The sequence below is a fragment of the Micromonospora sp. H33 genome (assembly GCF_052068455.1).
Lineage (GTDB): Bacteria > Actinomycetota > Actinomycetes > Mycobacteriales > Micromonosporaceae > Micromonospora.
The window spans coordinates 104,216-127,915 of record NZ_JBQHDE010000006.1; the positions used below are offsets into that span (position 1 = coordinate 104,216).

General features: G+C 73.8%; 26 protein-coding genes and 1 pseudogene. 11 read left to right on the top strand and 16 right to left on the bottom strand.

Going from position 1 to position 23,700, the window contains the following annotated elements; translation table 11 throughout:
* Positions 1–5: 5 nt before the first annotated feature.
* The 3 genes from ACTMS0_RS16190 to thrS all read right to left on the bottom strand — a co-directional run bounded on the left by ACTMS0_RS16190 (position 6) and on the right by thrS (position 3,759).
* Complete coding sequence (locus ACTMS0_RS16190) at positions 6–1,064, bottom strand: aldo/keto reductase (RefSeq protein ID WP_441156015.1); 1,059 nt, start codon at positions 1,062–1,064, stop codon at positions 6–8.
* Between the two features lie 52 nt (positions 1,065–1,116).
* Complete coding sequence (locus ACTMS0_RS16195) at positions 1,117–1,629, bottom strand: HIT family protein (protein WP_441156213.1); 513 nt, start codon at positions 1,627–1,629, stop codon at positions 1,117–1,119.
* Positions 1,630–1,752: 123 nt separating this feature from the next.
* The gene (gene thrS, locus ACTMS0_RS16200; protein ID WP_441156016.1) at positions 1,753–3,759 is read right to left on the bottom strand and encodes a threonine--tRNA ligase; all 2,007 of its coding nucleotides are present in this window, start codon (positions 3,757–3,759) and stop codon (positions 1,753–1,755) included.
* Between the two features lie 219 nt (positions 3,760–3,978).
* Here thrS and ACTMS0_RS16205 point away from each other — a divergent pair, with 219 nt between their 5' ends.
* Complete coding sequence (locus ACTMS0_RS16205; protein ID WP_441156017.1) at positions 3,979–4,887, top strand: DUF1775 domain-containing protein; 909 nt, start codon at positions 3,979–3,981, stop codon at positions 4,885–4,887.
* 100 nt (positions 4,888–4,987) lie between these two features.
* On the opposite strand, the gene ACTMS0_RS16210 is transcribed toward ACTMS0_RS16205, so the two are convergent.
* Complete coding sequence (locus ACTMS0_RS16210) at positions 4,988–5,908, bottom strand: ADP-ribosylglycohydrolase family protein (RefSeq protein ID WP_441156018.1); 921 nt, start codon at positions 5,906–5,908, stop codon at positions 4,988–4,990.
* 73 nt (positions 5,909–5,981) lie between these two features.
* Between ACTMS0_RS16210 and ACTMS0_RS16215 the strand changes: the two genes are divergently transcribed.
* On the top strand, positions 5,982–6,671 hold the full coding sequence (locus ACTMS0_RS16215; protein ID WP_441156019.1) for a response regulator transcription factor: 690 nt from the start codon (positions 5,982–5,984) through the stop codon (positions 6,669–6,671).
* A 29-nt stretch (positions 6,672–6,700) separates the two neighbouring features.
* The gene (locus ACTMS0_RS16220; RefSeq protein ID WP_441156020.1) at positions 6,701–8,104 is read left to right on the top strand and encodes a HAMP domain-containing sensor histidine kinase; all 1,404 of its coding nucleotides are present in this window, start codon (positions 6,701–6,703) and stop codon (positions 8,102–8,104) included.
* 299 nt (positions 8,105–8,403) lie between these two features.
* Here ACTMS0_RS16220 and ACTMS0_RS16225 read toward each other — a convergent pair whose 3' ends face one another.
* Together ACTMS0_RS16225 and ACTMS0_RS16230 are read right to left on the bottom strand one after the other, a co-directional pair.
* Positions 8,404–9,429: an adenosine deaminase gene (locus ACTMS0_RS16225; RefSeq protein WP_441156021.1), complete on the bottom strand. Its 1,026-nt coding sequence runs from the start codon at positions 9,427–9,429 to the stop codon at positions 8,404–8,406.
* A complete protein-coding gene (locus tag ACTMS0_RS16230; protein WP_441156022.1) occupies positions 9,426–10,220 on the bottom strand; it encodes a trans-aconitate 2-methyltransferase in 795 nt (264 codons plus the stop codon). The genes ACTMS0_RS16225 and ACTMS0_RS16230 overlap by 4 nt, the downstream gene beginning before the upstream one ends.
* Positions 10,221–10,305: 85 nt before the next feature.
* Here ACTMS0_RS16230 and ACTMS0_RS16235 point away from each other — a divergent pair, with 85 nt between their 5' ends.
* Positions 10,306–11,289 (top strand): aldo/keto reductase, encoded by a 984-nt coding sequence (locus ACTMS0_RS16235; RefSeq protein ID WP_441156023.1) that lies wholly within the window; start codon positions 10,306–10,308, stop codon positions 11,287–11,289.
* Positions 11,283–11,531: a hypothetical protein gene (locus tag ACTMS0_RS16240; RefSeq protein WP_441156024.1), complete on the top strand. Its 249-nt coding sequence runs from the start codon at positions 11,283–11,285 to the stop codon at positions 11,529–11,531. Before ACTMS0_RS16235 ends, ACTMS0_RS16240 begins: the two co-directional genes overlap by 7 nt.
* Before the next feature lie 161 nt (positions 11,532–11,692).
* On the opposite strand, the gene ACTMS0_RS16245 is transcribed toward ACTMS0_RS16240, so the two are convergent.
* The 7 genes from ACTMS0_RS16245 to ACTMS0_RS16275 all read right to left on the bottom strand — a co-directional run bounded on the left by ACTMS0_RS16245 (position 11,693) and on the right by ACTMS0_RS16275 (position 16,120).
* Positions 11,693–11,896, bottom strand: coding sequence for a cold-shock protein (locus tag ACTMS0_RS16245; protein WP_013732668.1), 204 nt, complete (start codon positions 11,894–11,896; stop codon positions 11,693–11,695).
* 295 nt (positions 11,897–12,191) lie between these two features.
* Complete coding sequence (locus ACTMS0_RS16250) at positions 12,192–12,464, bottom strand: DUF4235 domain-containing protein (RefSeq protein WP_441156025.1); 273 nt, start codon at positions 12,462–12,464, stop codon at positions 12,192–12,194.
* Entirely contained in the window at positions 12,461–12,775 is a 315-nt protein-coding gene (locus ACTMS0_RS16255; protein WP_441156026.1) for a DUF3618 domain-containing protein, read from the bottom strand. The genes ACTMS0_RS16250 and ACTMS0_RS16255 overlap by 4 nt, the downstream gene beginning before the upstream one ends.
* A complete protein-coding gene (locus tag ACTMS0_RS16260) occupies positions 12,772–13,206 on the bottom strand; it encodes a phage holin family protein (protein WP_441156027.1) in 435 nt (144 codons plus the stop codon). The genes ACTMS0_RS16255 and ACTMS0_RS16260 overlap by 4 nt, the downstream gene beginning before the upstream one ends.
* Before the next feature lie 403 nt (positions 13,207–13,609).
* Complete coding sequence (locus ACTMS0_RS16265) at positions 13,610–14,806, bottom strand: mechanosensitive ion channel family protein (RefSeq protein ID WP_441156028.1); 1,197 nt, start codon at positions 14,804–14,806, stop codon at positions 13,610–13,612.
* An 80-nt stretch (positions 14,807–14,886) separates the two neighbouring features.
* A complete protein-coding gene (locus ACTMS0_RS16270) occupies positions 14,887–15,708 on the bottom strand; it encodes a DUF1206 domain-containing protein (RefSeq protein ID WP_441156029.1) in 822 nt (273 codons plus the stop codon).
* A 61-nt stretch (positions 15,709–15,769) separates the two neighbouring features.
* Positions 15,770–16,120, bottom strand: a complete 351-nt coding sequence (locus ACTMS0_RS16275; RefSeq protein ID WP_441156030.1) for a hypothetical protein — start codon at positions 16,118–16,120, stop codon at positions 15,770–15,772.
* A gap of 58 nt (positions 16,121–16,178) precedes the next feature.
* Here ACTMS0_RS16275 and ACTMS0_RS16280 point away from each other — a divergent pair.
* Positions 16,179–16,328: pseudogene (locus ACTMS0_RS16280) on the top strand (cysteine desulfurase-like protein); the annotation flags it as partial.
* Positions 16,325–16,615 (top strand): GNAT family N-acetyltransferase, encoded by a 291-nt coding sequence (locus tag ACTMS0_RS16285; protein WP_441156031.1) that lies wholly within the window; start codon positions 16,325–16,327, stop codon positions 16,613–16,615. The pseudogene ACTMS0_RS16280 and the gene ACTMS0_RS16285, both read left to right, overlap by 4 nt.
* Before the next feature lie 43 nt (positions 16,616–16,658).
* Here the strand turns inward: ACTMS0_RS16285 and ACTMS0_RS16290 are convergent, their stop codons facing one another.
* Positions 16,659–18,152, bottom strand: coding sequence for a glycoside hydrolase family 3 protein (locus tag ACTMS0_RS16290; protein WP_441156032.1), 1,494 nt, complete (start codon positions 18,150–18,152; stop codon positions 16,659–16,661).
* Positions 18,153–18,329: 177 nt separating this feature from the next.
* On the opposite strand from ACTMS0_RS16290, the gene ACTMS0_RS16295 reads away from it, so the two are divergent.
* From ACTMS0_RS16295 to ACTMS0_RS16310, 4 genes are all read left to right on the top strand, one after another.
* Entirely contained in the window at positions 18,330–18,452 is a 123-nt protein-coding gene (locus ACTMS0_RS16295; RefSeq protein WP_441156033.1) for a hypothetical protein, read from the top strand.
* 183 nt (positions 18,453–18,635) lie between these two features.
* The gene (locus tag ACTMS0_RS16300) at positions 18,636–19,586 is read left to right on the top strand and encodes a TIGR03557 family F420-dependent LLM class oxidoreductase (protein ID WP_441156034.1); all 951 of its coding nucleotides are present in this window, start codon (positions 18,636–18,638) and stop codon (positions 19,584–19,586) included.
* Between the two features lie 94 nt (positions 19,587–19,680).
* Positions 19,681–21,312 (top strand): RecQ family ATP-dependent DNA helicase, encoded by a 1,632-nt coding sequence (locus ACTMS0_RS16305; RefSeq protein WP_441156035.1) that lies wholly within the window; start codon positions 19,681–19,683, stop codon positions 21,310–21,312.
* A gap of 43 nt (positions 21,313–21,355) precedes the next feature.
* On the top strand, positions 21,356–21,859 hold the full coding sequence (locus tag ACTMS0_RS16310) for a hypothetical protein (protein ID WP_441156036.1): 504 nt from the start codon (positions 21,356–21,358) through the stop codon (positions 21,857–21,859).
* A gap of 61 nt (positions 21,860–21,920) precedes the next feature.
* On the opposite strand, the gene ACTMS0_RS16315 is transcribed toward ACTMS0_RS16310, so the two are convergent.
* Together ACTMS0_RS16315 and ACTMS0_RS16320 are read right to left on the bottom strand one after the other, a co-directional pair.
* Complete coding sequence (locus tag ACTMS0_RS16315; RefSeq protein WP_441156037.1) at positions 21,921–22,685, bottom strand: ABC transporter permease; 765 nt, start codon at positions 22,683–22,685, stop codon at positions 21,921–21,923.
* Complete coding sequence (locus ACTMS0_RS16320; RefSeq protein WP_441156038.1) at positions 22,678–23,625, bottom strand: ATP-binding cassette domain-containing protein; 948 nt, start codon at positions 23,623–23,625, stop codon at positions 22,678–22,680. The genes ACTMS0_RS16315 and ACTMS0_RS16320 overlap by 8 nt, the downstream gene beginning before the upstream one ends.
* Positions 23,626–23,700 lie beyond the last annotated feature (75 nt).

The following is a 23,700-nucleotide window of genomic DNA, read 5'->3' on the forward strand; positions in this document are numbered from 1 at the left end:
GGCGGTCAGGGGCGGGCGGTGGGGAGCGTGGGGCTGGGCCAGTAGGGGCGGTCGGCCTCGCGGAGGGCGGCGGCGCGCAGGGCCGCCAACTGGCGCTCGACCTCGGCGAACTGGTCCGGCGGGAGCGGGCCCCGGGCCAGCGCCGCCGCGTTCTCCTCGACCTGGGCGACCGTACGGCAGCCGGGGATCGGGACCGTACGGTCGCTGCGCGCCCAGATCCAGCCCAGCGCGCCCTGCGCCAGGGTCCGGCCGTCGGCGGTGAGCGCGGCCCGGACGGCGCTCACCCGGCGCAGCCACTCCGGCGCCGGCCGCCCGCCCCGGAACCACTCCAGCCAGCCGGGCGCGTGCCCGCGCAGGTCGTCGCGGGGCAGCGTGGAGCCCGTCGTGTACTTGCCGGTGAGCAGGCCCATCCCGAGCGGGCCCCGGGCGACGCTGGCGAGGTCGTACTTGTCGCAGACGGCGAGCAGCTCGGGGGCGTCCCGCAGCACCGACAGGGTGTGCTGCACGGCGGTGGCGCCGCGGGCGGCCTGCCCCCACGCGGCGGCCCGGTCCACCCGGTCGGTGCTCCACCCGTACGCGCGGACCAGCCCGTCGCCCACCAGGTCCTCCAGCGTGCCGATCAGGGCCTCCGCGCGCGGCACCGGGAGGTCGCCCAGGTGCAGCTGGTAGAGGTCGATGCGGTCGGTGTCGAGCCGGCGCAGCGAGTCGGTCACCGCCCGCCGCAGGTACGCCGGGGACGCGTCCTGCCCCGTCGCCTGGCGGGCCGCCTCGTCGAACGTGTAACCCCACTTCGTCGCGACGACCGCCTCGTCACGCCGGCCGGCGAGGGCCCGCCCGAGAATCCGCTCCGAGTGCCCCGCGCCGTACGTGTCGGCGGTGTCGAAGAAGGTCACGCCGAGGTCGAGCGCGCGGCGGACCGCCCGGACGGACTCGTCGTCGTCGACGACGCCCCAGCCCAGCGGCTGGGCCCCCTCGGACCAGGGCCCACCGATCGCCCAGCACCCCATGCCCAGGGCGCTCACCTCGATGCCGCTGCGACCCAGCGTCCGCGTCATGACTGCCATCGCCGCATCCTGTCACCTCCGGCCGACCGGAGGGAGGCGATCGCGCCGGGTGTCAGGACGGCCAGGCGCGGGCCAGCAGCTCGCGGGTGTCGCCGAGCAGCTGCGGCAGGACCTTGGTGCGGCCGATCACCGGCATGAAGTTGGCGTCCCCGCCCCACCGGGGCACCACGTGCTGGTGCAGGTGCGCGGCGATCCCGGCGCCGGCCACGCCGCCCTGGTTCATCCCGAGGTTGAAGCCGTGCGCGTTGCTGACCTTGCGGATCACCCGCATGGCGGTCTGCGTGAACCCGGCCAGCTCGACCGTCTCCGGGCCGTCGAGGTCGGTGTAGTCGGCGACGTGCCGGTAGGGGCAGACCAGCAGGTGCCCCGGGTTGTACGGATAGAGGTTGAGCACCACGAAGACGTGCTCGCCGCGCGCCACGACCAGGCTCTCCGGCCGGGGGCGACCGGGCGCGAGGCAGAACGGGCAGCCGCTCGGCTTCTCGTACCCGCCCTCGGGCCGGTCCTCGCCGGAGATGTACGTCATCCGGTGGGGCGTCCAGAGCCGATCCAGGCCGTCCGCCATGGCGTCGCCGCTGTCCGTGTGTCCGTCCGCCCCAGTCACAGCAGCGATCCTACGACCCGCACGGCGGGCCGCCGAACGCCACCGCGCCCGCCGGACGTCGACGGGCGCGGCAGGGGCCGGCCCCTACTCCGCCGCGGCGGACGGGCCGATGTTGCTGCGCGACGACACCACGTCCACGACGTGGGTGACCGCCTCGGCCATCGGTACGCCGTTGCGCTGCGAGCCGTCCCGGTAGCGGAACGACACGGTGCCCGCCGCCACGTCGTCGTCGCCGGCGATCACCATGAAGGGGATCTTCTGCTGCTGGGCGGTGCGGATCTTCTTCTGCATCCGGTCGTCACCGGCGTCGACCTGGGCGCGGATGCCCTCGGCGCGCAGCGCGGCGACGAAGCCGTGCAGGTAGTCGGTGTGGTCCTCGCGGATCGGGATGCCGACCACCTGCACCGGGGCGAGCCACGCCGGGAACGCACCCGCGTAGTGCTCGGTCAGCACACCGAAGAACCGCTCGATCGAGCCGAAGAGGGCCCGGTGGATCATCACCGGCCGCTGCCGCGAGCCGTCGCCCGCCTGGTACTCCAGGTTGAACCGTTCCGGCAGGTTGAAGTCGACCTGGATGGTCGACATCTGCCAGGTCCGCCCGATGGCGTCCTTCGCCTGCACCGAGATCTTCGGCCCGTAGAAGGCCGCGCCGCCCGGGTCGGGCACCAGGTGCAGGCCGGACTCCTCGGCGGCCGACCGCAGCGCCTCGGTGGCCCGCTCCCAGTTCTCGTCGGTGCCGACCGACTTCTCCGGGTTGCGGGTGGACAGCTCCAGGTAGAAGTCGTCCAGGCCGTAGTCGCGCAGCAGGTCCAGGACGAACGACAGCAGCGACTTCAGCTCGCCGGCCATCTGCTCCTGCGTGCAGTAGATGTGCGCGTCGTCCTGGGTCATGCCGCGCACCCGGGTCAGGCCGTGCACCACACCGGACTTCTCGAACCGGTAGACCGACCCGAACTCGAACAGCCGCAGCGGCAGTTCCCGGTAGGACCGCCCGCGCGACCGGAAGATCAGGTTGTGGAACGGGCAGTTCATCGGCTTGAGGTAGTAGTTCGCGCCCTCCATCTCCATGGGCGGGTACATGCCGTCGGCGTACCACTGGAGGTGCCCGGAGGTTTCGAAGAGCTGCCCCTTGGTGATGTGCGGGGTGTTGACGAACTCGTATCCCGCCTCCTCGTGCCGGCGGCGCGAGTAGTTCTCCAGCTCCCGGCGGATGATGCCGCCCTTCGGGTGGAACACCGCGAGGCCGGAGCCGATCTCGTCGGGGAAGCTGAACAGGTCGAGGTCCGCGCCGAGCTTGCGGTGGTCGCGCCGCGCGGCCTCCTCGAGGAGCTTCAGGTACGCCTTCAGCTCGTCCCGGGTCGGCCACGCGGTGCCGTACACCCGCTGGAGCTGCGGGTTCTTCTCCGAACCCCGCCAGTACGCGGCGGCCGAGCGCATCAGCTTGAACGCGCCGATCAGCCGGGTGTTCGGCAGGTGCGGACCGCGGCACAGGTCCGACCAGCAGACCTTGTCCTCGTTGGCCGCGAGGTTGTCGTAGATGGTCAACTCGCCGCCGCCGACCTCCATGACCTCGTCCGAGTCCAGGCCCTCGCCCTTGACGTCGATCAGCTCCAGCTTGAACGGCTCGGCGGCCAGTTCGGCCTTCGCCTCGTCGAGGCTGTCGAAGCGCCGCCGGCGGAACCGCTGGCCGGACTTGACGATCTCCTGCATCCGCTTCTCGAGCTTCGCCAGGTCCTCCGGCTGGAACGGCTTGTCGACGGCGAAGTCGTAGTAGAAGCCGTTCTCGATGGGCGGGCCGATGCCGAGCTTCGCCTCCGGGAAGACGTCCTGCACGGCCTGGGCGAGCACGTGGGCGGTGGAGTGCCGCAGCACGTTCAGCCCGTCCGGGGTGTCGATGGCCACCGGCTCGACCTCGGTGTCGGCCTCCGGCCGCCAGTCCAGGTCGCGCAGCTGGCCCTGGGAGTCGCGGACCACCACGATCGCCTTGGGCCCGGTCGTGGGCAGGCCGGCCGCCGCCACCGCGTCGGCCGCCGTCGTCCCGGCGGCCACGACGACGGGGTCGGCCACGACGGGGATACGGGGTGCGGACACGGTGACTCCTCACGGGCAGGCGGTACGGATGCTGCCGATGCTATCGGTCGTCCCACCCCGCACCGCCTGCGGTGTAAGGAAGGGTCCCTTCTTAACGTCTCGCGTGGCAAAGGGGTCCCCTCTAACACGAAAGGCCGTTGAACCTTTCCGTGCCCGCGTCCGAACTACCAGGTGTGGCCGGAGCCGGTTCCGGCCACGTGGACACGGATGGGGACGACGATGGCGAGGACGCGCGAGGGGCGCGGCCGCCGGGCCGGGGCGGTCACCGCCCTGGTCGCGGGCGCGCTGCTGGCCTGGCCCGGCACGGCGTACGCGGCGGACGTGACGGTCCAGCCGGCGCAGGCCCGGCAGGGCGACGCGGTGAAGCTGGAGTTCGTGGTGCCGGAGGAGCGGGCTGGCACCCGCACCGAGCGGATCGAGATCCGGCTGCCCGCCGACACCCCGATCGCCGAGGTCTACCCGATGTCGGTGACCGGCTGGGCGCCCCGCACCGCCACCCGCGACCTCGACAAGCCGGTCGCCGGCATCCACTCCTCGGGCGTGACCACGGTGACCAGCGCGGTGACCTGGTTCCGCATGCCGGATTCGCCCGCCGGGCCGGCCCGGCTGACGCTGTCGATGGGCCCGCTGCCACAGGTGGAGCGGCTGAGCTTCGAGGTGCTCCAGACGTACGCCGACGGCACGGTGGTCCGCTGGTCGGGCCCGGCGGGCGAGAAGGCGGCGCCCGCGCTCACCCTGCTGCCGCCGGAGCCGGGCGCGGCCGGGGGCGGGCACGGCCACGGCGCGGCGCCGGGCGCGCCGGACGCGGTCGACCCGGCGGGTACGACCGGCGCCCCGGAGTCGGACGGCGGCAACGCGAACGGGCTGCTCGCCGCCGGTCTGCTCGCGGGCCTGGGCGGCGGCGTGGCGGGCGGCTGGTTCCTCAGCCGGCTGCGCCGCCGTGAGCCGTCCGGTGACCGGACCGATCTGCGCGCCGTCCTCGACGGCGAACCGCCCGCCGAGGACGGCGACCCGCCCGCCGACGAGCCTCGACCGGAGGAGCCGCCCACCCTCACCGCCTCGGCGGCGGAACCCGAGATGGCGGCTCCGGCCGACCCGGCGTCCCGGACCACCGTGACGGCCGGCTGATCCACTCCATGCCGGCGGCATCGCGGTATCCGGCACGGTCGGGAACCACCATGCCGCCGGCACGGAGTCGATCTTGGGCCTGGCCCCGCCCGCCGACCGGTCAGGACGCCCAGTCGGGCAGCGGCTCGCGGGCGTCGAGCCACTCGGTCGGCACCCCGCCCGGGGTGCCGACCCCGGTGTACGCGGCAACCACCGCCCCGACGATCGCGGCGGTGGTGTCCACGTCCCCGCCCGCCTCGACGCAGGTGCGGACGGCCGCCGGGTAGTCGTCCAGACGGCTGGCGGCGACCCAGCAGGTGAAGGCGACGGTGTCCTGGGCGGTGACCCGGGAGCCGTTGCCGAGGGCGTCCACGACCTCCGGCAGGGGACGGCCGAGCAACCCGGCGGCCCGCCGTACGCCCCGGTGCACCTCGGTGGCGGGATCCAGCGCGGCGGCCACCCCGGCGAGCAGCCGGTCCGGTTCCGGGCGGTGCCCGTCCAGCCGGCCGCGGGCGGACAGCGACGCGGCCACCGCGACCGCGACCGCGCCGGCGACGCCCTCCGGGTGGGCATGGGTCACCTCGGCCGACGCCCGGGCCTGCGCCGCCGCCCGGGCGGTCGAGTCGGCGAAGTACGCCCCCAGCGGCCCGACCCGCATGGCGGCGCCGTTGCCGCACGAGCCCTGCCCGTCGAAGGCCGAGGCGGCGGCCACCGGCCACGGGGTGCCGGCCCGGATCAGCCGCAGGATGGTGACGGCGCCCGGCCCGTAGCCCCGGTACGGCTCACAGCGCTCGGCGAACGCGAGGGCCAGCGCGTCCCGGTCGATCCGCCCGGTGTCGGCGAGGGCGGCGACGACGGAGCAGGCCATCTCGGTGTCGTCGGTCCATGCCCAGGGCGGCGGCGGGAGTCGGCCGGCGGCCAGGTCGGCGGGCCGCCGGCCGGGCACGAAGAACTGGGAGCCGAGCGCGTCACCGACCGACAGGCCGGCCAGCGAGTCCCGGGCGAGCGCGAGTCGGGTGTCGGCGAAGAGCGTGAAGGACATCGTTGTACCAGCTTGCCGCTTTTGCCGAGGCGTCGCAACGCGATCAACTTGCCACGCCGAGTACCGTCTTGGCGTGGCCACCGTGCTCCTGGTCGAAGACGACCACGTCGTCCGCGGCGCGATGCTGCGTTCCCTCGCCGACCGTGGGCACGCCGTGCACGCGGTGGGCACCGCGCTCGACGCGCTGCGGCGGGTGGCGGCCGAGACACCCGACCTCGTGGTGCTCGACCTGGGCCTGCCCGACCTCGACGGCTCGGACGCGTTGCGCATGCTGCGCGGCATCACCGACGTGCCGATCATCATCGCCACCGCCCGCGACGACGAGCAGTCCGTGGTCCGGCTGCTGCGGGCGGGCGCCGACGACTACATGGTCAAGCCGTTCACCGGCGCGCACCTGGACGCCCGGATCACCACCGTGCTGCGCCGTGCCGGCCGGGCCAGCCGGAGTGTGCAGCCGGCCGTGCACGAGGTCGGCGGGCTGCGCGTCGACGCCGGGGAGCGCAGCGCCCACCTCGACGGTGAACCGCTGGCGCTGACCCGCAAGGAGTTCGACCTGCTGGCGTATCTCGCCGCACGACCCGGCCGGGTAGTGTCCCGCCGCGAGCTCTTGGAGGAGGTATGGCGGCAACCGTCGGTCGGCGAGGATCAGACCATCGACGTTCACCTCTACTGGCTGCGTCGCAAAATGGGCGAGTCCGCGGCGAAGCCACGCTACCTGCACACCGTGCGGGGGGTGGGCTTCCGACTGGTGCCGCCGGACTGAGGCGGACGCTGGCCCTGGTCACGGCCGGCATGTGCACCCTGGTCGCGCTCGCCTTCCTGGTGCCGCTCACCTCGAGCCTCGGCGACCGCGTCCGCGAGGAGGCGATCGCCGACGCGGCCCGGCGCAGCGCGCTGGTCACCGGGGCGCTCGCCGTGAGCACCGCCCCGGAGGTGGTCGAGCGGGCGGTGGCGGCCAGCGGGGACGACCCGGCCACCCGGCCGGTGGTCCACGGGCTGGACGTCGACGCGTCCGCGGGCCGGGCCGGCAGCGCCGACCTGGAACGGGCCCGGGCCGAGGGGCGCTCGGTCGTCGTCGACGTCGACGGTGGTGTGGCGCGCCTCGACCCGGTGCTGCTCGGCGACCGGACGGCGGTGGTCGAGGTCTTCGTGCCCGAGTCCGAGCTCGACGGGGGCTCCGGTCGTCGGTGGCTCCTGCTGCTCGGCGTGACCGTCGCCCTGGTCGGGGCGGCGGTGCTGATGGTGGACCGGGTGGCGGCCCGCGCGGTGGACGCCGCCCGCGGTCTGGTCCGGGCCGCGGGCGCCCTCGGCGGCGGCGACCTCAACGTCCGCGTGGAGCCGACGGGTCCACGGGAGCTGGCCGAGGCCGGGTACGCGTTCAACCGGATGGTCGAGCGGCTGGTCGACGCCCGCGCCGACGAGCACGAGCTGGTCGCGGACCTGTCGCACCGGCTGCGGACGCCGCTGACCGCGCTCCGGCTCGACGCCGAGGCGCTGGAGTCCGACGACACCAGCATCGGGGTGTTCAGCGAGGCCGAGCTGGACCGCCGGCGCGGGATCCGGCGGATCCGGCAGGCGATCGTCACCCTGGAGGGCGAGGTCGACCAGCTCATCAAGACCACCCGCAAGGCGGTCACCCAGGAGACCGCGCCGGCGACGTGCGACGTGAGCGAGGTGGTCCGGGAGCGGATGGTGTTCTGGTCGGCCCTGGCGGGTGACCAGAACCGGCCGCACCGGGTCAGCGGCGCGCAGCTGCGCATCCCGGCGCCGGTGCCCCGCGCGGAGCTGGCCGCCGCGCTGGACGCCGTGATCGGCAACGTCTTCCGGTACACGGCGCAGGGCACCGCGTTCGAGGTGGCGGTCTCGCGGCGCGACGGGTACGTGGCGATCCGCGTCGACGACGCCGGGCCGGGCATCGCGGACCCGGACCGCGCGCTGCGCCGCGGTGCGAGCGACCGCGGTTCGACAGGTCTCGGGCTGGACATCGCCAAGCGGGTGGCGTTGCAGGCGAACGGGTCGGTCAGCATCGACCGGGCCCGGCTGGGCGGGGCGAGCGTGGTCATGCTGCTGGCCGACCCGGAGGCGACGCCCCGGCAGGTGAGCCGGTTCGGGCTGGTGGGCCGGATGGCCCGGGACGTCCGCGACCAGAAGAGCAGCGGCCGCCGGTGGCCGCGGCAGCGCCACACCGACGGCTGATCCACGGCGGGCTGTGGGCCGGCGCAAGTCTTCCTTAGATCCGGGTTAACACCGGCGCCGTCCGGGCGCGGAGCTGCCAGGATCAACGGCACGAACCCATCAGTTCCACCGGCCATCTGCCCCGCGCACCCGCGGCCGGTGGAGCCGTGCGCGCGGCGGGAGAAAGTCCCCCCACACCTCCTCCCGCCGCGCGCCACTCCCTCCCCCGCACGACACGCACGACCACGTTCGACCATGAACGACAGTGGCCTCCCCGGTTCGGGGAGCCCCCGGTCGTCGTGGATCGAGGGCGGCCGGGGTCAGCGCGGGGCGGTCGCCAGGTACGCGTCGATCTCGCCGGCGAGGCGCTGCTTCGCGCTCGGGTCGAGGAAGGACGCCGTCACCGCGTTGCGCGCCAGCGCGGCCAGCCCGTCCGGGCCGAGACCGAGGAGGCGGGCCGCCACCGCGTACTCGTCGTTCAGGGTCGTGCCGAACATCGGCGGGTCGTCGGAGTTGATCGTCACCAGCACGCCGGCCGCCATCAGCCGGGGCAGCGGGTGGTCCTCGATCCGCGCCACGGCCCGGGTGCGCACGTTGGAGGTCGGGCAGACCTCCAGGGCGATCTGCCGCTCGGCGAGGTACGCGAGCAGCTGCGGGTCGTCGGCCGCGGCAATGCCGTGCCCGATCCGCTCCGCGCCGAGGTCGCGCAGCGCGTCCCAGACGGTCTGCGCGCCGGTGGTCTCGCCCGCGTGCGGGACCGACCGCAGGCCGGCCGCCCGGGCCTGGTCGAAGTACGGCTTGAACTGCGGCCGGGGTACGCCGATCTCCGGGCCGCCCAGGCCGAAGCTGACCAGCCCGTCGGGGCGCTCCTCCAACGAGACGCGCAGGGTCTCCTCGGCCGCCGGCAGCCCGGCCTCACCCGGGATGTCGAAGCACCAGCGCAGCTCGATGCCGAAGTCGGCCTCGGCGCGCTTGCGGGCGTCCTCGATCGCCTCGCAGAACGCCGGCGCCGGGATGCCCCGGTGCACGTGCGAGTACGGGGTGACGGTCAGCTCGGCGTAGCGGACCTCCTGCCGGGCCAGCTCGCGGGCGACCTCGTGGGTGAGGATCCAGACGTCCTCCGGATCCCGGATCAGGTCCACCACGCTGAGGTAGACCTCGATGAAGTGCGCGAAGTCGCGGAAGGCGAAGTAGTCGGCGAGCGCGGCCGGATCGGCCGGGACCGGGCTGCGCCCCTCGTGGCGGGCGGCCAGCTCGGCGACGATCCGGGGCGAGGCGGAGCCGACGTGGTGCACGTGGAGTTCCACCTTGGGCAGTCCGGCGATGAAGGTGGACAGATCGGTCACAGGTTCTCCTCTGCACGGGCGCCGGTTCGGGCGACGAAGAAGACGCGTCGGAACGGGAAGTACACCTGACCCCCGCGTACCGGGTACGCCTCGGCGAGGCGTACGCCCAGCTCGGCCCGGAAGTCGGACCAGCCGGCGGCGTCCAGCGCCGCGCGGACCGGGCGCAGCGCCGTCCCCTCCATCCACGTGAGGACGGGATGGTCCCCGTCGGCCGGGGCCGGGAGCAGGTGCACGTAGACAGTCTCCCAGGCGTCCACCGCACAGCCGGCGGCGACCAGCAGGTGCGCGTAGCCGACCGGGTCCTCGACGGGCGCCTCCCGCAGCAGCGGACCGAGCACGCCGCGCCAGGCGGGACGGCCGGCGACCGCGCGGAGCGCCCGGTGCGAGGGCGCGTCGAAGTTGCCCGGCACCTGCACCGCGAGGAAGGCGCCGGGGGGCAGCTCACGGGCCCAGCGGGAGAGCAGGTCCTGGTGGCCGGGCACCCACTGGAGCACGGCGTTGCTGACCACGACGTCGGTGTCCGGGCCGGGACGCCAGTCGCGGACGTCGGCGACGGCGAATTCCACCGGGCCGCCGAGGGCGGCGGCCCGGTGCACCATCTCCGGGGAGGAGTCGAGGCCGGTCACCCGGCTGTCCGGCCACCGGTCGGCGAGGGTGGCGGTCAGCGTGCCGGGCCCGCAGCCGAGGTCGACCACGGCGCGCGGTCGGTCGGCGGGGACGCGGGCGAGCAGGTCGTGGAACGGCCGGGACCGCTCGTCGCCGTAGCGCAGGTATGCCGCCGGATCCCACATGTCGCCCCCCCCAAACCGTACGTACGTCTTGTTAACCGTACGGCCCGACGCGCGGCCCCGCAAGCGGATCACTAGGCTCTGGGGCATGGAGCAGCGCACCTTCCCCCGGCTGGGCCGGACCGTCGGCGTGGTCGGGCTGGGTGCCTGGCAGCTCGGCGCCGACTGGGGCACCGTCAGCGAGGACGACGCGATGGGCGTCCTCGCCGCCGCCGTCGACTCGGGGGTCTCCTTCCTGGACACCGCCGACGTCTACGGCGACGGTCGCAGCGAGCAGCTGATCGGGCGGTTCCTGCGTACCCGGCCCGACGCCGGGCTCACGGTGGCCACCAAGATGGGCCGCCGCGTCCCCCAGAGGCCGGAGGCGTACACCCTCGCGCACTTCCGGGAGTGGACCGACCGGTCCCGGAAGAACCTCGGGGTCGACACCCTCGACCTGGTGCAGCTGCACTGCCCGCCGACGCCGGTCTTCGCCGACGACGCGGTGTTCGACGCCCTCGACACGCTGGTCGCCGAGGAGCGGATCGCCGGGTACGGGGTGAGCGTGGAGACCTGCGACGAGGCGCTCACGGCGATCGCCCGTCCGGGCGTGGCCAGCGTGCAGATCATCCTCAACGCCCTGCGCCTCAAGCCGCTGGAGCGGGTGCTGCCGGCCGCGACCGCCGCCGGCGTCGGGATCATCGCGCGGGTGCCGCTGGCCAGCGGGCTGCTCTCCGGCCGGTACGACGAGCACACCACCTTCGCCCCCGACGACCACCGCACCTACAACCGGCACGGCGAGGCGTTCGACGTCGGCGAGACGTTCTCCGGCGTCGACTTCGCACTCGGCCTGGAGGCCGTCCGTCGCCTCGCGCCGCTGGTCGGCCCGGACCGCACGATGGCGCAGTTCGCCCTGCGCTGGGTCGTTGACCAGCCCGGCGTGACGGTGGTGATCCCCGGCGCCCGGGACGCGGCGCAGGCCCGGGCCAACGCCGCCGTGGCCGGCCAGGCGCCACTGTCCGACCAGGACCGCGCGACCGTCGCCGAGGTGTACGACGAACTGATCCGGCCGCAGGTGCACGAGCGATGGTGAACGGCAGGGGCACCCCGGGCACGGGCGCGCCGGGACGGGAGAACGTGATGAAGGGCTGGTTGAGGCTCACGATCGGCCTGCTGGCCGTGGTCCTCGGTGCGCTGTGGACGGTGCAGGGGCTCGGGCACGTCGAGGGCAGCGTGATGACCGGTGTGGGCCTGTGGGTGGTGGTCGGCCCGGTCGTCGCGCTCGCCGGGCTGGTCCTGCTCTGGCTCGGCCTGCGCGCCCGCGACCGGCGCTGACGCAGCCGCCTCCCCGGCCGCCCGCGACCGGCGGACGAATGGCCGGACATGACGGTTGGCCGGACACATGGAAAGCCCCGCATCCCGGACGGGATACGGGGCTTCGCGTCGATCCGGGGGGCCGGATCGCCCACTGGCCGGCGGCTGCCGGCCGGCATCACTCAGAGGGGGCGGACCTGCTCGGCCTGCGGACCCTTCTGACCCTGGGCGATCTCGAACTCCACCCGCTGGTTCTCCTCCAGCGTGCGGTAGCCGCTGGACTGGATGGCCGAGAAGTGGACGAACACGTCAGCACCCCCGCCGTCGACGGTGATGAAGCCGAAGCCCTTGTCAGCGTTGAACCACTTCACGGTTCCCTGCGCCATGTGTATCTCCTTCTAAAACTGGCGGCCGAGCACGCCGTGCGGCCGGGTGGCCGTTTTCGAGCAGCGGCGCCTGAGGCGGCCCCCGATGAAGGAGACTTCTCTCAACCCACGCCATCTCTCAACAGCGTGGAACAGCAAACCACGTACGCAAAAACTCTGCACAGCCTACCGGACGAAATTCTCCGACATGTGACCTGTCGGATGCCAGAGATCAGTCCGGTGGGTACTTACCGACCGCCGAAAAGGCCCCCTCGCCGGTGGCGATCCGGCAAGGGGGCCCAGGTCAGCCGCCGCGTCAGTCCGGCCAGCGGCCGGTCAACCGGCGTACGCCCACCGCGCCGCCCCGGTCGACGGCGGCCCGGACGACCGCGAAGATGGCCCCCTGCAGCGCCGCCGCCGCGAGGATCTCGCCCCAGCCGCGGTCCTCGTCGGTCGCGCTCGGCGCCTCGCCGTCGCCCGCGGTCACCGTCCAGACCTGGCGGAAGATGGCTCCCGCGATGGTGCCGGCGGCGATACCCAGCAGGATGCCGACCGGCTTGTAGGCCGCCTTTCCGATACCCCGGCTCACCGGCGCCTCCCTCGGACGATCATCAGCACGACGGCGGCGGCCAGCGCGCCCGCGGCGAGCGCGGCGAACGGCACCGCGTTGCCCCGCACCCGCTCGCCCCGTTGCCGGGCCTGCCCGCGCACCCGGGCGACCGTCAACGCGGCCTGCTCCCGCATCCGCTCCTTCGCCTGCTCGGTGGAGGACTTGAGGCGCTTCTTCACGTCGGCCTTGGCCGCCAGCGCCTCCATGGTCTCGCCCAGCTCGACCCGGGTCCGCCGGATCTCCTCCCGGAGCGCGTCGGTGTCCCCCCTGCCCCGCCCGTTGCCCGTCATGCCCGTCTCCCGTCCTTCACGGCGGCGGTGACGGTGTCGACGTCCGCGCGGACGCTGCGTACCGTGGCCGCCGGCACCGGCGGGACCGCCTGGCTGACCTGCTTCTTGCCGACCAGGGCGAGGATGCCCGCGACCAGGAAGAGGACCACCGCGACGATCAGGGCGGCCGCCCAGGCGGGCAGGACCAGGTCCAGCAGCAGGATCGCGGTCGCGACCAGGGCACCGAGACCGTAGAGCGCCAGCGCGCCGCCGCCGCCGAAGAGGCCGATGCCGATGCCGGCGTGTTTGCCCTTCTGGGTCAGCTCCGCACGCGCAAGGGCCAGCTCGTCGCGGACCAGGCGGGAGACCTGCTCCGTGGCCCGCTGCACCAGCTCGGCGGTGGACGGCTCGCTCCCGGTCCGGGTCGTGCGGGCGTTCGCCACGTCAGCCATGCTGTCCTCCTTTCGTCATCACCGCGCTGTATGCCCGGAGTCGCCGCCCGTCAATCCTTCGCGGCCGTCCGACCGCCGCCTCCCCGCGACCAACCGAGAGCCGCGGGGTGTCCGGCAGCACGTCCCCGAAAAACACCCGTCCAAACGCCCCCGCTCCCCCACACCACTCCCCACGCACTTCCTCATGCCGCCCAACGCCCGCCACGACCCGAGGTCACGGGAAGCCCACCCCTCCTCCCGCGATCTTGCACTTTCGGCCCTTCATTTGCGCCTTCCGCGCCGATTTGACCGGGCACAAACTGCAAGATCGGCGCGGGCAGGCGGGCGGGGTGCGGGCGGGCCGGCCGACGAACGAGCCCCCGGGCGCCGGAGGCGGCCGGGGGCTCGTGGCGAACGGTCGGGGTCAGCGGCGGGCGTCCACCGGTTCGTCGGGGCCGACGAAAGCCTCGCTGCGGGCGTCGCCGTCGTCGCTGCCGCCGAAGACGCGAGCGTCGTCGGGCACCTCGCCCTCGGCGAGGCGGCGGGTCGGACGCCGCGGCTGCACCCACTGCCACGCCAGGTTGCTGTCGGCGTCGCCCACCTCGGCGCGCATCCGCGGCATGGCGGTCGGCCGGTGGTCCCGGACCCAGCCGACCAGGTGCTCGCGGACCAGGCAGCGCAGGTCCCACAGGCTTCCGGCGTCCGCCGCGCTGACCAGCGCCCGTACCTTGATCATGCCGCCGGTCGCGTCGGTGACCTGGAGTACGCAGACCCGGCCGTCCCACAGCTCGCTGTTCTCCACCAGGCGACGGAGCTCCTCCCGCATCGCCTGCACCGGCACCGACCAGTCGACGTCGAACTCGGCGGTGCCGAGGACCGCCGCCTCGGTGCGGGTCCAGTTCTGGAACGGCGTGCTGGTGAAGTACGACGTCGGCAGGATCAGCCGCCGGTCGTCCCAGATCTGCACCACCACGTAGCTGAGGGTCAGCTCCTCGATCCGGCCCCACTCCCCCTCGACGACCACGACGTCGTCGAGACGTACGGCGTCGCTGAACGCGAGCTGGAGGCCGGCGAAGACGTTGCCGAGCAGGCTCTGCGCGGCCAGCGCGGCCACCACACCGACCACACCGGCGCTGGTCAGCACACCGGCGCCGATGCCCCGGACGGCGGGGAAGGTCATCAGCATCACGCCGACGGCCAGCACCACGATCACCGCGATGGTCAGCCGGCGGAGCATGACCACCTGGGTGCGTACGCGCCGGGCGTGCCGGTTGTCGGGCACGTCGACCCGGAACCGGGCGAGCGCGGTGTCCTCGGCCACCACCAGCAGCGCGGCGACCAGCCAGGCGGTGGCCGCGATCACGGCCAGCACGAGCACGTGCAGCAGGACCTGCCGCCAGGCGGCGCCGACCGCGTACCCGGTGGTGAACCGGACGGCGAACTGGACGGCGAGGACGGTGGCCGCGACCTGGAACGAACGGTGCGCGTGCTGGGTCAGCTCCGTCATCAGCAGCGAGCGCCGGCCGAGCCGCCGGATCACCCGGTGGACGACCTCCACCACGAACAAGGCGATCGCCGCCGCGGCGAGCACGGCGACGATCGTCCCGAGGTAGCTCTGCACAGGTTCTTCCCCTCTTCAACCGAACGTCGGGTGCATCGGGCAAAAGCCCAATGGTGCCGGTGGACGGTCGAATCGACCAGTCAGACCTTCCGGTAGCGGGACTGGAGGAGGCAGAACACGCCGAACGCGGCGATGCCGAGGGCGACCACGGTGAGCAGCACCTGCCCGTACGCCTGCTCACGCAGCGTCCGCAGCGCGGCGTCCAGACCGCGGGCCTTGTCCGGGTCGTAGTTGACGGCCGCGATGACGACCAGCAGGCCGGCGATCCCGTACGCGACGCCCTTGGCGACGTAGCCGGCGATGCCGAGCCGCCGGGCGAGCTGCCGGGTCCGCCGGCTCATCTCACCCGTCTTCAGGTGCTTCTCGAAGCGCTTGACCAGCCCGTAGATCACCAGGCCGACGCCGATCGCGGCGATCACGAGGCCGGCCAGGCCGACGAGCCAGCGACCGCCGGCGGACTCCATGGCCCGGCCGGTCAATGTCTCCTGCTGGTCGGCGCTGTTGGAGCCGGCGTCCTTGAAGACCTTGAACGCGGTCCAGGCGAAGTAGAGGTAGACGAGGGTCCGCCCGAGCGAGGCGAGGCGTTCCCAGACCCGCTCCCTGCCGCGCTCGACGCGGTGGCCGATGGCGGCCTCGAGCGCCTGCCAGATCGCCATGGCGGCCAGGCCGACCGCGATCGTGATGACGAGGAACTTGCCCAGGGGCTGCGCGGCGATGGTCCGCAGCGCGCCGGACTGGTCGCCGCCCTCGGCGGGCTTCCCGAACGCGATCTGCAACGCCAGCCAGGCGAAAAGGAGGTGCACGACCCCGTAGCCGATGAAGCCGGCCCGGGCGAGGAGTTCGAGCCACGTGCTGTTCGCCGTGCGGGCGGCGGTGGCTTCGGCGTTCCGGGTGAGAGACATGGCGCCTCAGTCTCCGAACGCGAAGATCTCCAAACGTGGGCCACCGCCGCCCGAGGCCGCCTCACCGCGCGACGCGGATCTTCACCTGCTGGTCGGTGACGCTGTCCAGGGTGACCGCCAGCCCGCCGACGTCGGCGGCCTGCTGGCCGGTGGTCAGCGTGAGCTGCTCGCCGGCGACCTCGACGGTCACCTGGTCGTCCTGCGCGCCCACCAGCTTGGCCTCGACGCCGAAGACGTTGGCCTGGGCGTCGACGCCCCGCTCGAAGGTGACCGTGCAGGCGTCCAGCCCGCAGTCGGTGGAGGCGCCCTCGGAGCTGCAACCGGACAGCACGGCCACGCCGAGCGCCAGGCCGGCGAACAGGCCGGCGGCCCGGCGGGAAGGGGTCAGGGGGAAAACGCGTCGGTTCGTCACGGCGCCAAGAGTACGAGACGACGGCGACCCTGCCATGATCACCCGGCGGCCGGCGCCCGCCTACGAGTACTTCGCGACGATGGGTCTGCGGGACAGCGGTGGCGCAGTACGCGCCAGCATCTACCACCACAACACCGCCGCCGAGGTGGACCGGTTGCTGAACGAACTGGACGCCCCGAACGGCGCCGGGGGCAGAATGGCTGGGTGAGCAGCACCCTGGTCGAGGACAATCCCGCCAAGCACCGCTTCGAGATCCTGGTCGACGACGCGCTGGCCGGTTTCACCGCGTACCTGCCCCGGGGGGAGGTGCTGGTCTTCACGCACACCGAGGTGGACTCGGCGTTCCAGAACATGGGCGTCGGGGCGGCGCTGATCCGGGGCACCCTCGACCAGCTCCGCGAGCGCGGCACGAAGGTGGTCCCGCGGTGCCCGTTCATGGCCGCCTTCATCGAGCGCCACCCCGAGTACGCGGACCTGGTGACCGACCGGGCCTGACCCGGCGTCACGTGCCCGTCGACGCCGGCCGGTTGGCGCCCGGTCAGGCGGCGCCGGTGAGGACCTCGGCGGCGGCGGCAGCGGCGGCGCGGGTGGCGCCGTGGGTGGCGACGTGCACCCGGCCGGTGACCAGCTCGGGCACGCCGAGCTCGACGACGACCGCGTCGGGCCGCGCCGCCAGGGCGCGGTCGACGGCCGCCCGCATCCACCGGTGCCGGTGCAGGTCGCGCACCACGAGGACGACGCGGCGACCGGCGGCGCCGGTCGTCGGATCCCCGGGTACGTCGGCCTCGGCGTACCGCACGGCGGTGGTGCCCGGCAGCACGTCGGCCAGTGGGGCGGCGAGACCCCACGGCGTCTCCGAGCCGATCGCGATGTTGCGCGGCGGCTCGAACTCGACCACGTGCGCCGGGCCGGCCAGTGGCAGCACGCCGAGCCCGCCCCGCGCGGTGGTGACCCGCACGGCCCGGCGGGCGGCGGCGAACCCGACGCCGGAACCCTCGCCCGGCAGTCGGGCCGGCCGGTCGGCGCGGGCGGCGACGGTCCAGGCGGCGAGCTGTCCGACCCGCTTCGCCGCCTCGGCGAGCCGTTCCTCCGGCAGCTCCCCGGAGACGACCGCGGCCACGATCGCGTCCCGCAGGTGCCGCGCAGACTCCTCGTCGGCCCGCTCGCCGCCGATGCAGATCGCGTCGGCGCCGGCCGCCAGGGCCCGTACCGCCGCGCCGGCGAAGCCGTACCGGTCGGCGACCGCCCGCATCTCCACCGCGTCGGTGACGATCACGCCGGAGAACCCCAGCTCGTCGCGGAGGAGACCGGTGAGGATCCGGCCGCTGAGGGTGGCCGGCAGCTCCGGGTCCAGCGCGGGTACGAGCAGGTGGCCGGTCATCACGGCCTGGACCCCGGCGGCCACGGCCGCGCGAAAGGGGGCGAGCTCCACGGCGTCCAGCCGCCGCCGGTCGCCGGTGATGCGGGGCAGGTCGTGGTGGGAGTCGACCCGGGTGTCACCGTGCCCGGGGAAGTGCTTGGCGCACGCCGCCACGCCGCCGGACTGGAGGCCGCGCACCCAGGCGGCGGTGTGCCGGGCGACCAGGGCCGGCTCGGCGCCGAACGAGCGGACGCCGATCACCGGGTTGTCCGGGTTGGAGTTGACGTCGGCGTCCGGCGCGTAGTTGAGGGTGACACCGAGGGCCGCGAGCTCCGCGCCGAGGTCGCGGGCGACCTCGGCGGTCAGGGCCGGGTCGTCCACCGCGCCGAGCGCGAAGTTGCCCGGCCGCGAGCTGCCCCGGCCGGACTCGATCCGGGTGACGTCGCCGGCCTCCTCGTCGATCGCGACGACGACGTCCGGGCGCTCGGCCCGCAGGGCCGCGGTCAGCGCGGCGACCTGCTCCGGGTCGACGACGTTGCGGGCGAAGAGGACCACCGAGCCGAGGCCCTCGCCGAGCCAGCGGCAGACCCAGGGCGGCGGGGTGATGCCCACGAAGCCGGGCTGGAGGACGGCGGCGGCCAGGGACGCGAGATTCCCCTCGGGCATGGTCACGCTCCCACTCCGGCCTGCTCCTCGATCAGATCGCTCATTGCGGTCGTCGTCCCCCGTCCCTGCACGCCCCCGGCGGCCCCGCCACCGGCGGCGGTGCTGCCATGGTCACACCGTGCGATCAAATAGTCAATAAACCTTACAGTTGCCGTCCCGGCATCTGGCGGCGACAGTGCGGTGATGGACCCCGTGCTGCTGGCCGAGGCGACGAGCCCGGCCGACATCCCCGGCGTACGCCTGCTCGGCGTGGTGGTGGGCGGCCTGCTGCTGCTCGCCGCGATCCGCGCGATGTTCCGCCGCTGACGCCCGATGCTCCACCGCTGACGCCCGATGTTCCGCCGCTGACGCCCGATGTTCCGCCGCTGACGCCGACCCTCCGCCGCGGACGCGACCGGCCGTCGCCGAAGCCCGCGCGGCCCGGCGGGTTCCCCCGGCGATCCAGGGGGTACCGACCCGTCGACAGCTTTCGGGGGCGAGGGGGCGACGATGAGGATCGGCTACTTCCTGTCCAGCGAGGAGTTCACACCGGCCGAGCTGGTGGCGCAGGCACGCGGTGCCGAACAGGCCGGCTTCGGGGCGCTGTGGATCTCCGACCACTACCACCCGTGGACGGACGCGCAGGGGCAGAGCCCCTTCGTCTGGTCGGTCATCGGGGCGCTCAGCCAGGTGTGCCGGCTGCCGGTCACCACCGCGGTCACCTGCCCCACCGTCCGGATCCACCCGGCGGTGGTGGCGCAGGCGGCCGCGACGAGCGCGGTGCTGCACGAGGGACGCTTCGTGCTCGGCGTCGGCTCCGGCGAGGCGCTCAACGAGCACATCCTGGGCGATCCGTGGCCGCACACCGACACCCGGCTGGAGATGCTGGAGGAGGCCGTCGCGGTGATGCGGGAGCTGTGGACGGGTGACTTCGTCAGCCACCGCGGCCGGCACTACACGGTCGAGCACGCCCGCGTCTACACGCTGCCGGAGACGCCGCCGAAGGTCTACGTCTCCGGTTTCGGCCCGAAGGCGGTCGACCTCGCCGCGCGGATCGGCGACGGGTACATCAACACCGCGCCGGACGCCGAGCTGGTGCAGCGGTTCCGCTCCGGCGGGGGCGGCGACAAGCCGGTCCAGGCCGGCTTCAAGGCGGCGTACGCGGACAGCGAGGACGAGGGCGCGCGGATCGCGTACGAGCGCTGGCCGAACGCCGGCGTGCCCGGCGAACTGTCCCAGGTGCTCCCCTCCCCGCGCCACTTCGAGCAGGCCGCGAGCATCGTCCCGCAGGAGATGATGAAGTCGGCGTTCGTCTGCGGCAACGACGCCGACGCGCACGTGGCAAAGATCGAGGAGTACGCGAAGGCCGGCTTCGACGAGGTGTACGTGGCCAACGTCGGGCCGAACTGGCCGGGCCTGTTCGACCTCTACCAGCGTGAGGTGCTCCCCCGGGTGCGCTGACGCGGGTGCCCGTCAGCCGAGGCCGAGGGCACGGCCCGAACCCGGACGGTCAGTGCGTTTCGTCGCTGATCAGCCGGGGTACCTCCGGCCCTCGATGAAGCTGTCCACGCACTCGACGACCCTGCGCCGCGCCGCGAAGAGCCTCTTCGGCTGGACGGCACTGCGGCCCCACCAGCTCGCCGCCATGCGGGCGGTGATGAAGCGCCGGGACGCCCTGGTGGTCCTCCCCACCGGTGCCGGCAAGTCGGCGATCTACCAGATCCCGGCCAGTCTGATCCCCGGTCCCACGGTGGTGATCTCCCCGCTGCTGGCCCTCCAGCAGGACCAGATCGCCGCGCTGAACGAGCGCCAGCGGCCCGAGTTGCGGGCCGTCCGGATCAGCTCCGACGAGTCGCCGGCCCAGCAGGCCGAGGCGATCGAGGAGATCCGCACCGGACGCGCCGAGTTCCTCTTCATCACCCCTGAGCAGCTCGCGAACCCGGACCGGATGGCCGAGGTCCGGTCGCTGAAGCCGGCGCTGGTGGCGATCGACGAGGCGCACTGCATCTCCGCGTGGGGCCACGACTTCCGCCCCGACTACCTGGCCCTGGGCCACCTCATCGAAGGGATCGGCCGGCCGCCGGTGGTCGCGCTGACGGCCACCGCCTCCCCGCCGGTCCGCGACGACATCGTCGCCCGGCTGGGGCTGCGTACCCCCGAGATCGTGGTGTCCGGTCTGGACCGGCCCAACCTCTTCCTCGAGGTGGGCCACTGCCCGACCGAGGACTACCGCTGGCGGCGGCTGATCGCGTTGCTGCGCGACGACCAGCGGCCGGGCATCATCTACGTCCCGACGCGACGCGCGGCGGAGGAACTGGCCGACCGGCTGACCGCGGCCGGGTTCCCGTCGACGTACTACCACGGGGGCATGCCGGCCGGCGCCCGCGCGGAGCTGCACGAGGCGTTCCTCGCCGACCGGGTGCCGATCATGGTCGCCACCTCGGCGTTCGGCATGGGCATCGACAAGCCCAACATCGCCTGGGTGGTGCACATGGCGCTGCCGGACTCACCGGACAGCTACCTCCAGGAGATCGGGCGGGCCGGGCGCGACGGGGAGCCGGCCCGGGTGCTGCTGCTGTGGCAGGCCGAGGACGTCGGGCTGCAACGCTATTTCTCCGGCGGCCTGCCGGACGAGAACGAGCTGCGGGACCTGTCCGCGCTGCTGCGGCGCGAACCCTGCACCAGGAAGGAACTGCGGGAGCTGACCGGCCTGGGCCCGCGCAAGCTCGGGCAGTACCTCGCACTGCTGGAGCAGGTGGGCGCGGCCGAGCCCCGGGGCAAGCAGCGGATCGGCGCGCCGCGCTACTCACCGACACCCGTGGCGGCCGCCGCCGCGGCCGTTGCCGAGGCGGAACGGCAGCAGACGGTGACGCGCTCGCGTACCGACATGATGCGCGCCTTCGCCGAGACCACCGCCTGCCGCGGCCAGACCCTGCTCGCGTACTTCGGGGAGCAGATGACCGCGGTCTGCGGGCACTGCGACAACTGCCACGCCGGCACCAGCACGGCGGACAACGGGGCGGTCGGCCCGTTCCCCGTGCACAGTCAGGTCCGGCACCCCGAGTGGGGGCCCGGTCTGGTGCTGAGCTACGAGGACGACCGCATGACGGTTCTGTTCGACGAGGTGGGGTACAAGACGCTGTCGGTCAGCGTGGTGTCCGAACAGGGCCTGCTGACGCTGGACTAGCCTGAAGCGTTGCCCTGAGCGGAGCGAGAGAAGGAGCGGTGCCGTGATCGAGCAGCCGGCGTACACCGGGTTCGGTTTCACCGACGGGGAGTGGGGGCTGCTGGTCGGCCTGCCGCAGTCGGTGCTGACGGCGGCGAGCGCCGCGGAGTCCGACGGCACCCGCCGCACGATGGCCGAGAACGCGGCCGGCATGGACACCATCTCCGCCGGACGCGAGTCGGCCAGCCCGTTGGTGGCCGCCGTGGCCGGTGAGATCGTCACGCGGGTCGGTGACCCCGAGGCCGGCGCGGAGCTGCCGGTGATCGAGCCGGCGGACCCGCGGACGCTCATGGAGGACGTGCTGGGCCGGGCGAAGGCGGCGGCGGCGCTGCTCGCCGCCAAGGTGGACGAGGGCGAGGCCGGGGCGTACAAGCACTGGCTGGTCGAGATCGCCGAGCAGGTGGTCGGCGCGGCGTCCACGGGCGGCATCCTGGGCCTCGGCGGAGACGTGGTGAGCGACACGGAGCGGCGGTTCCGGGACCGTCTCTCCCAGGTCCTCAACGACTGATCGACCCGGGCGGCGGCGGTGGTCCCGGCGGGGACCACCGCCGCCGTCGTGCGCGGCGCGGTCAGGCGACCCGACGGCGGAACAGCACCGCGGCGAGCACCATCGACGCCACCAGGATCGCGAGGCACCAGACCACCGCGCGGGCCGGCGCCGTCCCCGCCGGGGTGGCCAGCAGCAGCGCGCGCAGCGTCTCGATGACCGGAGTCACCGGCTGGTGGTCGGCGAACCCGCGCAGCCACACCGGCATGGTCTCCACCGGCACGAACGCGCTGCTGGGGTACGGCAGGAACATGACCAGGAAGGTGAAACCGCTCGCCGCCTCGGGCGTACGGGCGAGCAGGCCGAACGCGGCGGACAGCCAGGACGCGGCGAGCAGGAACAGCAGCAGCACCCCGGCCGCGGCGAGCCACCGCAGCGGGTCGACGGCCGGCCGGAACCCGATCGCCACGGCGACGCCCAGCACCAGCACGGTGGAGACCATGTTGCGGACGACGCTCGCCGCGACGTGGCCGCCGATGATCGCGGTGGGTGAGACGTCCATCGTGCGGAGCCGCTCCACCACCCCGTTGGTCAGGTCGGTGGTGACGCTGACCGCCGTGCCCGCCGCCCCGAACCCGGCGCAGAGCAGCAGCACGCCGGGGACGACGTAGGTGACGTACGCGCCGCCGGTGTCGATCGCGCCGCCGAAGAGGTAGACGAAGAGCAGCATCAGGATCACCGGCAGCAGCAGCGAGGTGAGCAGCGCGTCGACGTTGCGGCGGGACAGGCGTACGCAGCGTCCCACCAGGACGGACAGCTCGGCCGGTCGGGCGGTCAGCTCAGACACCGGCCACCTCCCGCGCGCCGGCGGGCGTCGACTGCCCGGTCAGGGTGAGGAAGACGTCGTCGAGGGTGGCGGTGCGCAGGTGGAACCGGGCGACGCCCTGGCGGTCGGGGTCGACCTCGTCGAGCAGCCCGCGCACCTGGGGCGCGCTGCCGTCGGTCGGGACGGCCAGCTCACGCCGGGCGCCGTCGGCGTGGGCCACCCGGTCACCGAGCTGGCGTACGGCCGCGGCGAAGCGGTCGTCGTCGCGCATCGTGAGCTCCAGCCGGTGGGCACCGAAGCGGCGCTTCAGGTCCGCCGCCGTCCCCTCGGCGACCAACCGCCCCCCGTGCAGGACCGCGACGCGGTCGGCGAGCTTGTCGGCCTCCTCCAGGTACTGCGTGGTGAGCAGCACCGTCACCCCGCCGGCGGCCAACTCTCCGACGACCTCCCACAGCGCCTGCCGGCTGCGCGGGTCGAGCCCCGTGGTCGGTTCGTCCAGGAAGATCACCGACGGCTCGCCGACCAGGCTGGCGGCGAGGTCGAGCCGTCGGCGCGTCCCGCCCGAGTACGTCGCCACCCGCCGACCGGCCGCCTCCGCCAGGTCGAAACGGTCCAGCAGCGCGGTGGCGCGGCGGCGCGCGGCGGCGCGGGGCAGCCCGGTGAGCCGGGCCATCATCTCCAGGTTCTCCACGCCGGTCTGCCCGTCGTCGAGGGCCGCGTGCTGGCCGGCCAGGCTGATCACCCGGCGTACGCGGCGCCGCTCGCGGACGACGTCGTGCCCGTCCACCCGGGCTGTGCCCCCGTCCGGCGCGGTCAGTGTCGCCAGGATCCGCACCGTCGTGGTCTTCCCCGCGCCGTTCGGACCGAGCAGGGCGTGCACGCTCCCCCGGGCCACCCGCAGGGTCAGCCCGTCGAGCACCGTCACCGCCCCGAAGGACTTCCGTAGATCGACGACTTCCACCGCCGGTCCCGTCCGCCGCCCCATAGTCGCTCACCCTCCGTGTTCTGCGTATGCCATACGCTTTACTGCGTAGAC